This is a genomic window from Mobilitalea sibirica, from assembly GCF_015999265.1.
GTDB lineage: Bacteria > Bacillota > Clostridia > Lachnospirales > Lachnospiraceae > Mobilitalea > Mobilitalea sibirica.
Genome location: NZ_JAEAGR010000008.1, coordinates 42,442 through 58,477, shown reverse-complemented (window position 1 = coordinate 58,477; position 16,036 = coordinate 42,442). Strand labels below are relative to the sequence as shown.

The following is a 16,036-nucleotide window of genomic DNA, read 5'->3' as shown; positions in this document are numbered from 1 at the left end:
TATCATTCTTTTTGAATTGATAAGAATTATAAAACCCGTTTCAATTTCTCAACTACATCCAAATCCGCAGGCAGCCATTTTAGCGTATCAAGCTCTCCCTTTTTTAACCAACGCCCTGATGAATGCTCTACAAAATTAATAACTCCTTCAACCACATGACAAAAATAACAATGCATAGTCAGATGAAAGTTAGGATAGTCATATTCTACCGTTAGTAAAAAATCATCCACTTCAATATCTACCTCAAGTTCTTCTTTTATCTCCCGACATAAGGCAGCTTCCCTTGATTCCCCTTCTTCCATCTTGCCTCCGGGGAATTCCCAACTACCGGCGAACTCTCCATACCCTCTTTGCGTTGCCAATATTTTATCTCCATCTTTGATAATAGCAGCCACGACTTCAATCTTTTTCATATTATCTCTCTTTTCAATTTTGCTTCGTATCAACATCATATCTAACATATTACATCTTAAATGCACAATTAACAAGCTGTGTTGTTTATTCTCATTATCCCAGGCCATATGCTTTCTGCTTATCTAAAGAATAATTATTCTTGTCTACTATAACCGGCTTCTATAGGAGAAAACCAAGACATTACTTTGAATTTTATTATGAACCATTGATATTATTCAAAAAAAATGTTATGCTACGCCGGTATACAATAAAAATGTCTTTACTACTTAACATCAATAAAATTACGTCTGTGTGAAGATTATATATAAAAGAGTTGTCAATATTCGTGATTAAGAGAGGTAATAATATGATATATGTTGAAAATTTATCCTACTCCTTTCCGCAGAAGGATTTATTTCATAAAATTTCATTTACATTAGAAGAGGGTCAACATTGTGCTTTTATAGGATCCAGTGGCAGTGGTAAAAGTACACTGATAGAGATCCTTATGAACCCGGATAACTATATGTACGACGGAAAGTTAGAGATATCCCCCGATTGTAGAATCGGGTATGTAAGTCAGTTCTCCAAGGTAGACCCTACGAATCCAATTACAGTCTTTGAATATATCGCAGAAGATTTTAATAGGTTGCAAAACGAATTGAACTCTATTTGTGCTGAGATGGAGACCTCTACAGATCTTGATGCTTTATTGGAGAAGTACCAACAAGCTTTAGACGCCTTTCATGCCATTGGTGGGGAAGATTTCGAACAAAACATTCACAGGAAGCTTAATCTTGCTAACCTAAGTAAACATTCAAATCTGATGCTTGCTAAACTTAGTGGAGGGGAATTTAAGCTTGTTCAGGTGATTAAGGAGATGCTAACCCATCCGGATTTAATGATAATGGATGAACCCGATGTGTTTTTAGATTTTGATAACCTGAATTCCCTTAAAAATCTCATTAATTCCCACAAAGGAACGATGCTTGTTATTACACATAACCGGTATCTGTTAAATCATTGCTTTAATAAAATCCTACACCTTGAGAACAAAGAGCTCCAAGAGTTTGACGGAAGCTTTATTGAATATAACTTCTCCTTGCTTCAAAAGAAAATCGAATTACAGGAACTGTCTGTTGCTGATACGGAGGAAATTGAAAGAAACGAGGCCTTAATTGATAAATTAAGAGCTGTAGCTACGATTCACACGGAAGCTTCCAGGGGCAAATCTCTAAAAGCTAGAATTAAAATCAAGGAAAGGTTAGAAGCCCGTAGGATTAAAGCCCCCTTCGTGAATATAAAGCAACCTAAGATCAGCTTCGATGTAGATCAAAAATTTGATGATACAACTGTCACATTAAAGGTTACGGATTACAATGTTGGCTTTGAGGATATGCTTATAGAACATGCCAACTTTGAAATCAAAGCAAAGGATAAAGTGGCTCTGATCGGTTCCAATGGTACCGGAAAAACAACCCTACTCCGGGATATCTATAAAAACAATCAAAAATCAATCGAGATTAATGAAGACATAAAAGTGGCTTATCTGTCGCAACTACAAGGGGAGATGCTAAATGAATCGAACACGATCCTTGACGAATTTTTTAATATAGGGTTTAACACTTATGACGAGATAAACTCTTATCTGATAAACTATGGCTTTGAGGAAGAGATTCTTCCTCAAAAAATTGGCACTTTATCCGGTGGAGAAAAGACCATACTACAATTGGCTAAAATCGGTGCCGGTAAAGCCAACCTGTTGCTTCTGGATGAACCCACCAGTCATCTGGACACCTATTCGCAGATAGCATTGGAAGATGCCATAAAAGAATATAAGGGTGCTGTTTTCATGATATCTCATGATTTCTATTCCATTGTAAACTGTGTGGATTATGTTTTAATCATTGAAGATAAGACGATTCGAAAAATGAGTATGAGAAAATTCAGAAAGTCAATTTACGATGATTATTTTGATAAAGACTATCTAGAAATGGAACAAAAGATAAAAGCAATAGAAACAAAAATAACTATGGCTTTAAAAGATACTGATTTTGTACAGGCAAGGGTTTTATCAGAAGAACTAGAAAGACTAATTAGTATGCTCTAAGTATGAGACACATGAAGGAGCTTTTACACAATAGCTGAACCAGCTATGGAGTAAAGGCTCCTTTTGTACTTATAGGATAAAGAGTTAGCCTTGGCGTAAGAAAATCCTATTCTACCGGTATTAATCGCGTCAGTACAATTCGATAAATCGGTGCTTCTTCCTCTGTATCTTCCAAGGTAAAAAAATCCACATTTACATAATAGCCATCTTGCTCAATTTGATAGGTGTTACCATAGAATACACCTTGCATAATGAATAATCTGGTTTCTTTTCCAAAACCAAGAACCGTCTCCTTGGTATCACCAAGACGAATGCCGTCAATGGAATGAATTGTTTCAGGAATTTCTTTCTGGGTAAAATCAAAGCGTTCCTCCAGTCCCAGAATAACCTTATAAGCGACTCCATCTTCGTATACAACACTCAAAATATCAGAATAATATTCGGTATTACCATCGGTAAATAGGGGATATCCTAATAGGTTATTCACCTCCTCCGAAGTCATACCTAACAGGGGAGACAACTCATACCCTTCTATCTCTGCATAAATATCCTCCACATTGATGTCCATATCAGCGCTGTCCGCATTGGTGCGATCCTTACCATCATTCCCTATATCATTATTATACTCATTCCTACTATCTGAGTTTCTATCATCCGTTTCGCTTTTGCTTGAATCCAAATCATTTGGTATATCAGCCTTTGTAATAAAAAAGCTTAACAGATCCTCCGATAATGGGCCTGCAAAATAGCTGATATCATTTATTGTAATAACCTCCGGGTCACCTGTTATATCAATGATAGACATCGCTTCTTCGTATGTAATAGACGGATCACAGGTTAAGATCGCTGCGGCAACTGCCTTACTGAAGATGTCCAAAGTTTCAACCGGAGCGGATATATTGATACTGATTGTTTGAACCTTCCCGGCTTCATTCAAGACTACCTGATACGCCACATTACTTGCAGTGTCACCCTCTACCACTAGAAAAATGTGTGGATAGTCTTTTTTCGTACCAAGGTCCAGTTGTTGAGGAACCAATAACGAATGGATTCCATTCATCAACTCCTCTTCCGTAAAATCAAAACCAGCTTCTTCGATATTCTGATCTATCGTAATGTCCTCTTCCGTATCTTCCAAGGTATGGTTCGACTCAGAAGTTTCATCATCTGAATTTTCAACACCCGAACTATCGGAATTCGAATTTCGTAGGCTTGGCAACATAGTTTCCACTGAACTAGCTTCTATTTCTTCTCCTTCTTGAATATTCATATCCTGTTCTTCCCTAGAGTAAATGCTGTCGTTATCCGAAGCCTTATCTTGAGCATTCTCATTTCTCCCTAGGATATAGAAAAATAATAATAGAAGAAGAACAACTGAGCTAATTATCTTCCAGCCTTTGTTCTTACTTGACGGCTTACCTTTTATTCCGGCTTCAAGAACCTCTTCACTTCTTTTTGTACTCGTAGCCGCTGATTCATGGCCTATTGCCTCCGTTACAACCGGTGCCTGCGGTGCTTGCTCTTTCTCTGTCCCCACCAGTTTTTGATTACATTGATTACATACAAGTGGATTGTCTTCACATGGTTTCCCGCATATGATACAGAAGTTGACCTCCTTGGTTTCCCCCTGCAGGCTAAGTAGTCTATTCCGGTATTTCTCTCCCAGCTTTGTTTTCAGTAAATTTTTCGAAACTACGTAATTATAGATTGCCTTTATGCTATCCATCTGTGTATAATCCGTTCGATTATGCAGCTTCTTAATGATGATCAGCTCTCTTTTCATCAGTTCCTTTTGTTCTTCTATCATTCTTATCTCCTGTTTGAGTACTTTAAAATCACGTGTAATATTACGATGCTTTTTGTCTAATTATAGCATATTAGGGGATATTTATCATTACTATATTCTATCTCTTTATCTTATTCCAAAATATTTTACACATATATCAATAAAAATGACCTATGCAATTTTTTTAAGCATAGGTCATTTTTATAATTCGTTATATAACTATCTCTTAAATCATTCCACTCCCGCTATTGTCACATTCATGAATTTTAGTGCTTTCGGGCCTTCATATGTATTGTCCTTCATTCTTTCCTTCGATAGATATAACTCATGCTGTAGTTCATTGATGTTGCCGGAGATGGATCCGCCTGTTATGGGAACGGTTTTCTCACCGTCGAAGTACCAAGCCAATCGAATCTCTCCACAGAAATCTCCGGATAGATTATCAACGGTGAAGTCTGAGAATGCAGCTGCTTCTATATGAGGTTCCTGCTTTAACTCTTCAAGGGTTTTACTACCCCCATTTACAACCATATTTAAGATCGTGCCGGTAGTATCCACTTCAAGGTAATGCGCATATCTGGTATTTGCCATGTATTTTTTAAGAATACCTTGTTCAATAATGTTAACAGGTTCAAGGGGAAAACCATCTTCATCAAAACTTGCGGCGGCAGTAGAGTTATGTAAAAACGGATCCAGTGACATCGTAATCAGATCTCCCTTAATATTCTCACCTTGAATCTGCTCTCCTATTTCCCAAGTAGAATACTTATTATAGATGGACTCTGCTTTGCTTTTTGAGTAATAGAAGCCGAATATGTCTTTTACCGCTTCTCTTGTAAATATAACAGGCGAATTCATTAACGCAGGTGTGTTTTTTGCAATTGCTTTCTCTCTGGCGATTTGAATCATTGTCTTAACCTCACCGGACAATACCTCCGGATCAAAATCCGAGAAATTCAGACATCGGTATAATTCAATCTCATCCCCCTCTTCTTTCCAAGTGACAATAAACTCAACCATCCCTTCATAACGAACGGATTTCGCATCAACGCCTTCCGAATTAATGATATGGGTGCTGATTTTATTTAAAAAGATCTCACAGGAATTAATTCCGCCTTTTTCATACACATCATTTTTATATACTGCCTTCGTTATTTCATTCATCCAATAGGACATACTTTCCTTGGAATATTTACTTTCCGGCATGGCTTTATAAGAAGCTACCGCTTTTGTTATCGGATAATATGGATTTTTAACAAACTTGGATGCAAATGCCGCTTCTCCGATAACGTTTCGAATTTCATTATCATCCATGGTTGGGTCTACATTCGTGGTAGCCGACCCCTTAAACTTACTTCCGTTTTCCTCATAATCCACATATACCGTCACCTTATAATGAACCACGTTCTTTGCACGGTCCATATCCACATTCTTCTTAACAAAGAATAATTCACTGGACTCTATTCTGTCTTCACATATTTTATATCCACTAATCTCTTTTTGATCTTTTAGTATCTGTTCAATTCTTCTAAGCATTATCCCAACCTCACTTTCGCCTTAATGTAGGGACCACCATCGGATACTTTCACGTATTCTTTATATCCTTTACCACAGAAACCGGCACCACCCAGTTCTACCGTTTCTGAAACCATTGTAATTGATTTTAAGAGATCCGGAACATAGCCGGTCATTACAACCGGGGAGATAAGCTTGCCGGTTAATTTACCATCAATAATCTCTTTTCCAAGTAATGCAATGCACTGGATGCCCCAGTTTTTAGGGTCCTCCATTCCGCTAAAGGTTCCCTCCAGTAGATATCCTTGTTTAATCGAAGCTATCATGTCTTCCAGTTTGTCCTTACCCCCCTCAAAGAAGGTATTGGTCATTCTGGCATACGCTTTTCTCTCAAAGGATTGTCTTCTTCCGTTTCCTGTAGGTACTGTACCAAGTTTTAGCGCAGACAAGAGATCCGATATACCCGTTTGCAAGATACCGTCCTTTATAACAATTGTATCTTTACCAAGGGTTCCTTCATCATCAAAAAGATAACTAGCCATATGATCTGCTGCCACTGCACCATCATGCATGGTCGAGATATTAGAAGCAACGGGCTTTCCAACATATTCTGCACCCTTAGCTCTGTTTTTCACGAACATATCCATCTCCACACCATGTCCAAATGCTTCATGAGCAATCAACCCTGTAATATCCGGTGCACAGATAACATCATAAACCCCCGGTTTTGCAGGCTTTGCATCTAATAGAGCAATGCTCTGGTCTACAATCTCCAATGCCATATCTTTTAACTTACTAACTATCTCATACCCCTTGTTACCGGAAAGCGATTTAAAATATCTCTTTGTTTTCTCTGCCTTTCTTGCTACACAGGAAATAAAGGCCTCCCCTAAGAAGTATGATTGCTCCAGATCTTTTTTACCAGACATATAAATCTTGGATATATGATAAGAATTATATACCACGTGAACATTTGCTATTAGTTCCGATCGTTGTAAGGCTAAATCCTTAACTTCTGTTAGATTATGTATGATCTCCATGGAACTTATCTCTTCCGGATTGATCTCAATATCACCAAATAAGCTTTGTTTTATAGCCTCTTCTTCTATTACTTCATAAGAATTCGCCGGTATAATCCTAGCAACTTTTCCTATTTTATTATTTATTTCTTCAACAATTTGATCTAAGCCCTCTTCGCTAATTTCGTTAAAGGAATATTCGGAATAGTTCACTCCATTATGTATACGTACGACGAAACCCCTCTCTGCAAAGATAATATCCTTAACCTCAATTGCCGTCTTAGATACAACATAGCTCTTTCCCTTGGTATCCGTACCTAATACAGATACATAGGAATAGGTTTTCGATAATCTATCAATCAATTTACGAACCAGTGGCTTACTGCTCACTAAAAAATCTGACATAACTGCTTTCATCAAATCTCCTCCCTTATCTTAGAACATTTCATACTATTTTATATAATAACACAAATTCTAAATTTTTCTATATTTTTATATGACTGTTTTAATTAAATTTCTAATCACTGTACTTATAATTACTTGTCATCAATAATAATATTAAAACTATCTACTAGTGTATCGAAAATTGTTGCTTTTTGTCAAATTAATGTATAAAATAATAGTAAATATAGCAACTTATTTTTTAATACCTTTTATTAACAGGAATACATGTAGACATTACATTATTTTCACGAAAAAGTACAGATGGTACATTAAGACAGGAGACTGACGATGGGCAGATTATTTCGATTTATTGGTAGCATTTTAACCCTTGACGTTTTACCTAGTGCATACGAAATGACTTATAATACAGCTATAAAGGGGAACCATACTGTATGGTTAATTGGTTGGATTATTAATCCAATTATTAATTATTTTATTACCTTATTTATTAACATTATTGACTTTTTATGCGTGTTTACCAGCTGGATTCCTTTTGTAAACAATATTCAAGATACTATATATTATGCACCGGATATCGATCAGCTTAATTCAAATATTGTATATAATATTATTGAGCCACTATTAGGAACCAGTCATCGTAACTGGATAACCCACAGTGTACTTAATCCTTATTTTATATTTTTTATCGTTTGTGCATTTATCCTTTCCTTTATAGCTAGATTTATACCGGTATTTAAATACATAGTAGGATTAATCATCTTAATTATTGGTATGTCCTTTGTAGCGCATCTATTAGCAGATACAATGCCTCTGAGTTGGGGAAAAGGATCAAGAAACAGTTTTTCCAATATACATGTACGTTTTTGGTTTATTAAGTTCCAGATGAACGGATTATTTTCAAAACTATGGCTGTATTTGCATGCTTCTATTGCCGGAGCAGCAACAATAAAAGCTTCCTCTGTTGCACTGGAGGATGATTAAGATTGATTTGTTATTTTCCGTTGTTATCTTTTTGTTGTGAACTATATCTTTTAGTCATACCCTAAAAATGCGGGTTAATTTCTCTGCATTTCTTTTACCCTTTATAAACTTATCATGTCCATAAGTAGGGACATCGGATGGAATACCGATTACGGTACTGGGGTCTCCATATTGCAGCTTCGCTTCACTCTTTTTCTCTGTATTGTTCTCTTTACTTTTGCCCATAGTTCATCTCCCAAATTTAAAACACTAATATATAGTATGTAGAGACAGATTTTATAATTCATAAAAATATAAGCGCTATTACAAAATGTTTTTATCCGAATTTGATCGGTGATTACATTTTGCAACAGCGCCTATTTAAGTTTAATATGACGTGAATATTTTAGTTAGTTTAGCAGATTGTGCTTTCGCTTTCTCAAAGCTGTTTTTCTCCTTACCATAGATAGCACCATCGGGCTTGATATCAAAATAGAAGTCTTCCATAGTTACCTTTGGAGTTTCTGCTTTTTCTTCTAAATCTAGCATCGCTTGTCTATTAACTGCTACTACTTGTCCACTAATATTTAAGAGGCCAGGTTCTTTTTTTAATTGTCCCTTCTTCATTTTGTACAATGATATCCCTCATTTCTGTAATAACATACCATTAGTATAACACATTTTTTTCCAATGTCTACTTGATTTTACTTATATGACTGTTTTTCCGCACTTATGATATTATTAATTTCCATCTGAATTAGGTAAACAAAGTGATAGATGGGATATGAATCCAGTAGGTTTGCCTCGTTAAAGGACTTAATACTGATCATCAGCATAACCTCAGGTGCCGGTCCGTATTTAATCGTGATCAGATAAACCGAATAATCCTTTTTATCGATATACCATCGTATTCCGTTGGTGTTATGCAAACGCTCTTTTAGTATTTTTCTCTCGCTCCATTTTAGAGAATATACACCGGTACAATCCTCTACTATTTTATCAATTTCCTCGTTGGATATGTTATAGAAAAATACATCCACATCTGCATCGATATTTTTCATACCATAATAACATTTTAAGATTTTCTTAAATTCTTTTGGAAAATCAAAACTTCCTTTTAATACTTTCTTTCTGATGTCCGGATCCGAAAAGTAGTCATGAATATTCTTTGGAATCGCATAGACCGTCTTTAAACTTCCCTCAAGACTGAGAACATATTTCTTCTGAAGCTCGACCGTCTTTTGCGTTACATCTCGAATGAATCTGGCTCCGAAGAAGCCGAATTCTTTAAATACATACCCGGAGATAATGAAACTATCTAGGATTACTGCCAGCAGCAATGTTACTATCATTAAAATAATATAGGACCAGACTTCTCCGGTGATGCCGAACATACCGGTAGAACACCATGCAGGAACATCACAAAACTTAATAATAATGATATATATAAGAACAATAATTGTATAGTAATATCTTTTTATAATCGTTATATTCTCATCCTCTGTCTTACTATGCTTATGCATTAAGAATGAATATGTAAATAATAGGATCGGAATGATAAATATCCAGTATCCAGAAATGAATTTATTGATACCTGACAACATGTCCTGAATTATTCTTAAAATATCGATAGGAACACCTCCTTACAGTATTATACATATTATACCAATTATTGGGGCATTATTTCAATACCTTAAGAAAAAAATAAGAAAAGTCCGAGAATCTCAAGAAATATATCTATATAATTATCCCTTCAAAGGTAGATTAAAAATTCATTAAAATTGAGTTAATAACATTTACCCATTATTGTAAGTTTATGCAGTTAATGTATAATGTCTATATAAAAATATTGTTAAGGAGTAAATATGGATGAAAATATTTATAAACTAGAAACTTTAAGAAAGAAAGCGTTATTCGCAATATTCTTGGCGTTAACCGCTTCTATTATATTTGGCTTTATCATTTTTATTTTCCTGTTAAGGGCATCGCCAATAAGAGCCGGTATTTATATCTCACTATTTTCAGGGATAGCTATATTCTTACTCCTAAGTAAGATAACAAAATGCTCCCGATATTTTAAAGATTATAAAATGCTTTTTAAGTCCGTTCTGGTTGAAACCCCTTTTCGTAAAGCATTTAGCGAAGTTGAATTTCATAATGAGCAGGGTATACCGAAAGAGGTCATCAAAGCTACTGGTATGATGTGCCTGGGTAACCGCTATTATACGAACGACTATGTAAGAGGTAGCTATAGGAATGTATTTTTTGAACGGGCGGATATAAAGATCCAGCAGGTTACCCACAGCGGTAAGCATACCCATACGACTACATATCTAAACGGTCGTTGGCTTATCTTTGAGTTTAATAAGGAATTCCATTTTGATCTTCAGATTATAGGCAAAGGCTTTCATTATTCTCAGAGAAACAGTTCCCTATTTACCGAACGGGAAGAACGTCGCCACCGTGTTGACATGGAAGACATCTACTTTAACGAACAGTTCAAAGTGTATGCTCAGGATGATCATGAAGCTTTTTATATACTGACACCTCATTTCATGAAAGTGCTTAAGGACATGAATAATACTATGGATGGAGACTTCATGCTCGGCTTCACCGAAAACCGACTGCATGTAGCCATTGACACCGGCAAGGATGCGATGGAGCCCTCCGTGTTTACTAAAATCGATCTGACAGAGGTAAGCCTGGAAGTACAACAGGAGATCAATGCTATCATAAACATAGTTGATAGTTTAAATCTGGATAGAGATATTTATAAAGAATAAGGAGGATAAGAAATTGCCAACCGTATCAATCTTATTAATACTCGTATTCTCAGTCGCTGTAATTGTGGTAATCTGGTACATCGCTACCATGAATAGTCTCCGGCGAGCTGAGGTAAAAATCGATGAAGCATTATCAGATATTGATGTAGCCTTAACCAAACGTTATGATGTCCTGCTAAAAATGCTGGATGTTTGTAAAGGTTATGCAAAATATGAAAAAGAAACTATCTTAGAGACAATTAAGCTTCGATCCGGAATGAATATGGAAGTTCGTAAGGAAGCCTCTTCAGAGATGGATCAGGCCGTAAGCTTTATTCATGCTGTAGCAGAAAACTATCCGGAACTTAGATCCAGTGATAATTTTAAGCAGCTCCAAGCAGCAATTATGGATGTGGAAGAGCATCTACAGGCCGCAAGACGTTTATACAATAGTAATATTTCTTATTTAAATCAAAGAATTGTCTCCTTTCCAACCAGTATTGTAGCGAATCAAATCAATATTCGTCCGAGAGAATTCTTCGAAGCGGATGAGATCAAGAGACAGGATGTAAAGATGGAGATTTAATTTACCAGCCGCTTTATTAATTGTTAGGCTTATACGAAACGGTATATACTATATAACAACATAGAAGCCGTGAGCTTTACATTATAAATGAATGGAGATTAACTATGAAAAAAGAAGTAATGGTAGAAGTTTCAGCTAGACATGTACATCTGTCACAGGAGCATGTAGATATTTTGTTCGGTATAGGATACCAACTAACCCCGGACAAGTGGTTGTCCCAACCCGGTCAATTTTTAAGCAAAGAACGGGTTAATGTAATCGGCAGTAAGAAAACCTTTGAAAATGTAGCTATCTTAGGACCCGTTAGAAAAAACTCTCAGTTTGAGCTGTCTCTAACGGATTGCCGCGCCATCGGTGTGGAAGGTGTTTTACGGGAATCCGGATATATCGATGATACGCCGGGGATAACAATTGAAACTCCTAACGGAAAAGTCCTTCTTGACCGGGGAGTAATTGTAGCGAAAAGGCATATCCATATGACACCTCAGGACGCCTCCGACTTTGGCGTTGAGGATAAGCAGATCGTTAAAGTTAAGGTTAACACCGATCGAGAGGTTATCTTTGGCGATGTCGTAGTCCGCGTACATGAGAACTTTGCCTTAGCAATGCATATCGATACAGATGAAGCAAACGCGGCCTTTATCGGGAAAGGTGTAATCGGCGAAGTGATAATGTAATAGGATAAAAGAATCCACCAACGGCTTTAAATATAATACACCCGTGCTTATCTAGGTAAATAAATATATTATATAACTTACAGCGGAAAGACGGCACATGGGGATTCCCTTAATGCACTATTTGGAGAACAGCTTCTCTGATTTGTTTGACTGTTACGTACATTCATGTACGTAAATAGGCAGACAAATAAGAGCAGGTGTACTCCAATGAGTGTGTGGGGAACCCCATGTGCCGTCTTTCCGTTCATAGCATTTATTATCACACTTCGCAATGCTTAGACATAAACAACCCCAACACTAATATAATGTATAGATACATACTATTATCTTCGGGGGGACACATGAAAAAGTTAGTTGTGAAAGCAATCTTAATCGGTGTGATTGTACTTTTATTTCCTTTTATTCTAACACTAATGTTTTCGGGTGAGGATAATCTCTCTTATTCCTTAAGCAATATGGACTTTGAAGTCTATTATGAAAAAAACGGTGTTAAGGAAAAATTGGAGTTTGATAAATACTTAATCGGTGTTGTTGCAGCGAATATGCCGGCCGGTTATAATCTGGAGGCTCTCAAGGCTCAGTCCGTTATTGCCAGAACCTATGCCCTGTACAATGTATCCCTCTTATCGGAAGAAAACCCCGGACAAAAGAGTTTTACTACCTCGGAACTTGGTTTGTCCTACATCAGTCTATCCGATATGGAACAGTTCTGGGGCAGTGAGGATTATCTTTCTTATTTTACGAAGTTAGAAAATGCCGTATATGCAACCGGAGACCAGATCCTTGTTTATGAGAGTGAGTTAATCTTACCGGTATTTTTCTACACCGGCTCCGGTTATACAAGGAATGCCTCTGAAGCCTGGGGGGTTGATATCCCTTACCTAACCAGCGTCTCCAGTAAGCAGGATGTAACCTCAATAAATTATCTTAGAATAACCGAATACGAAATCCCTGAATTTATGAAGCTGGTTCAAAATGCTTATACCGACATCACCATATCACAAGATCGTCTCTTTGAAGATATTCAGGTTACGCAACGGGATAGTACCGGATATGTGACAAAAATAAACCTTGGCAGCCAAACCGTTAACGGTGAGGAATTTGCCAAGGTGATAGGTCTTAATTCGAATCATTTTTACCTTGAAGAATATGAAGGTAAAGTAAGAGTAATCTGTACCGGAGTGGGACATGGAATAGGCTTAAGTCAATATGGTGCTAACTCCATGGCCAATGAAGGCTATACCTATAATGAAATCCTTACCCACTACTATACCGGAGCGAAAGTCGTCAGTTTAAGTAAAGATAATTAATCCGGGCTATTCATAAAGCCATACCTCATCTATGTTTATTATCGTCTAAGAATAAAATCTCATAAGTTTATCTACGGTATGATCCATGAATAGTTAGCGGTTACTCTTTTTCATAAGAAATATAAATTCTTCAAGGAGAAGTCTTGATTTCGTAATTTCTTCTCTCTGTTTATTTTCAAGTCCCTGGTAAAAGATTGCTACCCTGTTAAATTCTTCTTCTGTAATTCGGGCATCCGCATAACGATACCGCATAAATATGTTTGCCACATCCGAGAATTCAACCCTGTCATAATGGTAAAGGTCCCTTATTCTTTTTGATAACATCAAAATTGTCTCCTGCGCTCCTAGCACAAAGCCCTCCCGTTTTAACAATCTGAGAATACGGAGAAACAGCATATACATCTTCTTATTGTAATCTGCTTTCTTAAATATCTTATTGTACTTATATTTTAGGGTTATATAATAAATAACGAGTAAAATAATAAGTATTAAGACAGTGGTTGATGTTATCAATAAACCAACCATAAAATTGGAAGCTTTTTTTTCTTGCTGCAAAGGAACAACAAACCCCTCTTCCGGTGGTAGATATATCTCCTGTGGAGGTATAAACTCTTCCATCAGTGGCAAGCCAGCTTCTTGTGACTTCTTTTTCTCTTTCCAAGTGATGTATCTGTTATCATAGAAGGGAGGGGTTGATTCAAATGGTACCCAGCCAAACCCTTCAATATAAGCTTCAGCCCAAGCGTGTGCCTGACTGTTTCTAACCGGATACATATGACGATCTGCCGGTTCTTCATTGTAATCAGCTGCAAACCCTTCCACATATCTAGTGGGTATTCCGATACATCTGCCAAGTATAGCCATAGCCGTTGCATAGGAAGTACAATATCCCTCTTTGCTATCAAATAGAAAATAGTCTACAAAATCCCTGTCCTTTGGCAGTCTCCCCGGATCTAAGGTATAAGTATAATCCTTTAAATAGCTTTCAATTGCAATTAATTTATCGTAATCTGTATCATAACCCTCTGTTATTTCATATGCGAGCTCTTTTACTCTCTCAGGCAACGTCTCCGGAAGTGTGGTATATAATTCATTGATATAATTCGCTCTGTCTCTTAAAAGCTCATAAAAATTGGTTCGGTTACTTATAGAATCGATACTGTCATAATAAAATAAGTAATCTTCCAACCATAGAATTGTTTTCCTATCCATTGAGATTTCTGTATTATAGGAGAAGGAGTTAAGCTCCCGAAGCATTGTTTGAAAAGCTTCTCCCTTTAAGTTCATATCGTATAAGATAAATTGATAGGCTGTTTCTTTTCCAACCGCTTTTGGAAAGGTGATATTAGCATATTCGGTACTCAAATCATTTTGTTTTTCTAATAAATCAGCCCAGCTGGTTTTTAACGGATAGAAGAAGGTCTTTGTTTTGATATATTCATACTCCACTTTTAATAATCTTCGCTCAACCAGTTGTTCATCTTGAATGATTTCACTGTCAAGTCGGGATAATGCCATAACCATCTCTCCATAATCTAGAAGATATTCCGCCTCTCCTTCAAGATAATCGTTCCTGCTTTTCTCCCAACTATTCCCCGTATAGGTATCACTGACAGAACCAATCAGATAAATCGGATTATACCCACTATATCTCGATATTTTTAACGCTATCTTATTATCTCTCGTTAAAGATGCTGTACCTAAACTACCGCCCTCTTCCGAATATCCGGTAAAGGCTATCGAAAACTCTCCCTCTTTCTTTCCCCACTCCGAAACCAAGAATTCCATCTTATCCTTTATATTATGATAGAATGTCTTCACGCCTTTCCACTGAAGTGGCTCCGGCTTAGATGGCATACTGACCGAAAGAACAGCCAAGAGTAGACAGACCGGTGCCAGATATAATATCCCTGCCCGCTTTTCCTGCTTACCGGCCTTACGGGTATACCATCTACCGCAGATTTCGACTATAATTGATAAAAAGTAAAAAATACCGATCCCTACTACCACTTTACTTATATCTATTTCCTGAATGGCAAGATAAATCATAAATGCAAGAACAACAGCCGCCAGAATCATCTTCGTAATCTCATATCTTACAATAACATAAAACAAAATAGAGCTTAAGAAAGCCACCGCATAGACAACAAAATGGGCATAGGAACCTTTATATAGTTCTTCGGTTCCATCAAAATAAATAATCCATTCAATCAACTCCTGAAACCAACGAATAGGATTGATGCCCCTGATCCAGAAAAACAAAGCCAAGACCGGCAAGACACTTGCAATAATAAGATAACTCACTGTATTCTTTCGGTTACAGTCAAACACATAAACCAAGGCTGCCGGAACAAAGGAAAAAATAGCACATAATAAAAAATGTACCCTAAGCTCATAATATTGATTGATTGTTAACGTCAATGCCCAGGTTAAAACCATGCTAAGTAATGCATGATATACCTGATACATCTTTTCTTTATCATTCAACATAAAAGAAGCCTCCCTTAGCTTAC

Annotated in this window: 14 protein-coding genes; 6 read left to right on the top strand and 8 right to left on the bottom strand. The window is 36.7% G+C overall.

Translation table 11 applies throughout. From position 1 onward, the window contains the following. Window positions 1-26: 26 nt before the first annotated feature. The gene (locus tag I5677_RS09090) at window positions 27-413 is read right to left on the bottom strand and encodes a (deoxy)nucleoside triphosphate pyrophosphohydrolase (protein ID WP_197661347.1); all 387 of its coding nucleotides are present in this window, start codon (window positions 411-413) and stop codon (window positions 27-29) included. Between the two features lie 347 nt (window positions 414-760). On the opposite strand from I5677_RS09090, the gene I5677_RS09085 reads away from it, so the two are divergent. Next, window positions 761-2,503 carry an ABC-F family ATP-binding cassette domain-containing protein gene (locus I5677_RS09085; protein ID WP_197661273.1) on the top strand — a complete coding sequence of 581 codons (1,743 nt, stop codon included), beginning with the start codon at window positions 761-763 and terminating at the stop codon, window positions 2,501-2,503. A gap of 106 nt (window positions 2,504-2,609) precedes the next feature. On the opposite strand, the gene I5677_RS09080 is transcribed toward I5677_RS09085, so the two are convergent. The 3 genes from I5677_RS09080 to I5677_RS09070 form a co-directional block, all read right to left on the bottom strand. Further along, on the bottom strand, window positions 2,610-4,310 hold the full coding sequence (locus tag I5677_RS09080; RefSeq protein WP_197661272.1) for a hypothetical protein: 1,701 nt from the start codon (window positions 4,308-4,310) through the stop codon (window positions 2,610-2,612). A 210-nt stretch (window positions 4,311-4,520) separates the two neighbouring features. Further along, window positions 4,521-5,825 (bottom strand): metallopeptidase TldD-related protein, encoded by a 1,305-nt coding sequence (locus I5677_RS09075; protein WP_197661271.1) that lies wholly within the window; start codon window positions 5,823-5,825, stop codon window positions 4,521-4,523. Beyond that, window positions 5,825-7,240 (bottom strand): TldD/PmbA family protein, encoded by a 1,416-nt coding sequence (locus I5677_RS09070; protein ID WP_197661270.1) that lies wholly within the window; start codon window positions 7,238-7,240, stop codon window positions 5,825-5,827. The genes I5677_RS09075 and I5677_RS09070 overlap by 1 nt, the downstream gene beginning before the upstream one ends. Before the next feature lie 315 nt (window positions 7,241-7,555). Here I5677_RS09070 and I5677_RS09065 point away from each other — a divergent pair, with 315 nt between their 5' ends. Further along, entirely contained in the window at window positions 7,556-8,209 is a 654-nt protein-coding gene (locus I5677_RS09065; protein WP_197661269.1) for a hypothetical protein, read from the top strand. A 54-nt stretch (window positions 8,210-8,263) separates the two neighbouring features. Here I5677_RS09065 and I5677_RS09060 read toward each other — a convergent pair whose 3' ends face one another. From I5677_RS09060 to I5677_RS09050, 3 genes are all read right to left on the bottom strand, one after another. Beyond that, the gene (locus I5677_RS09060; RefSeq protein ID WP_197661268.1) at window positions 8,264-8,434 is read right to left on the bottom strand and encodes a hypothetical protein; all 171 of its coding nucleotides are present in this window, start codon (window positions 8,432-8,434) and stop codon (window positions 8,264-8,266) included. 141 nt (window positions 8,435-8,575) lie between these two features. Beyond that, window positions 8,576-8,815: a hypothetical protein gene (locus I5677_RS09055; protein WP_197661267.1), complete on the bottom strand. Its 240-nt coding sequence runs from the start codon at window positions 8,813-8,815 to the stop codon at window positions 8,576-8,578. Between the two features lie 77 nt (window positions 8,816-8,892). Beyond that, the gene (locus I5677_RS09050) at window positions 8,893-9,711 is read right to left on the bottom strand and encodes a hypothetical protein (RefSeq protein WP_197661266.1); all 819 of its coding nucleotides are present in this window, start codon (window positions 9,709-9,711) and stop codon (window positions 8,893-8,895) included. 342 nt (window positions 9,712-10,053) lie between these two features. On the opposite strand from I5677_RS09050, the gene I5677_RS09045 reads away from it, so the two are divergent. The 4 genes from I5677_RS09045 to spoIID all read left to right on the top strand — a co-directional run bounded on the left by I5677_RS09045 (window position 10,054) and on the right by spoIID (window position 13,523). Next, window positions 10,054-10,971, top strand: a complete 918-nt coding sequence (locus tag I5677_RS09045; RefSeq protein ID WP_197661265.1) for a DUF3137 domain-containing protein — start codon at window positions 10,054-10,056, stop codon at window positions 10,969-10,971. Window positions 10,972-10,984: 13 nt separating this feature from the next. After that, the gene (locus I5677_RS09040; RefSeq protein ID WP_243456544.1) at window positions 10,985-11,536 is read left to right on the top strand and encodes a LemA family protein; all 552 of its coding nucleotides are present in this window, start codon (window positions 10,985-10,987) and stop codon (window positions 11,534-11,536) included. 104 nt (window positions 11,537-11,640) lie between these two features. Further along, window positions 11,641-12,213 (top strand): phosphate propanoyltransferase, encoded by a 573-nt coding sequence (pduL, locus tag I5677_RS09035; RefSeq protein WP_197661264.1) that lies wholly within the window; start codon window positions 11,641-11,643, stop codon window positions 12,211-12,213. A gap of 341 nt (window positions 12,214-12,554) precedes the next feature. Further along, on the top strand, window positions 12,555-13,523 hold the full coding sequence (spoIID, locus tag I5677_RS09030) for a stage II sporulation protein D (protein ID WP_197661263.1): 969 nt from the start codon (window positions 12,555-12,557) through the stop codon (window positions 13,521-13,523). Between the two features lie 93 nt (window positions 13,524-13,616). Here the strand turns inward: spoIID and I5677_RS09025 are convergent, their stop codons facing one another. Further along, window positions 13,617-16,013: a DUF4129 domain-containing transglutaminase family protein gene (locus tag I5677_RS09025; protein WP_197661262.1), complete on the bottom strand. Its 2,397-nt coding sequence runs from the start codon at window positions 16,011-16,013 to the stop codon at window positions 13,617-13,619. Window positions 16,014-16,036 lie beyond the last annotated feature (23 nt).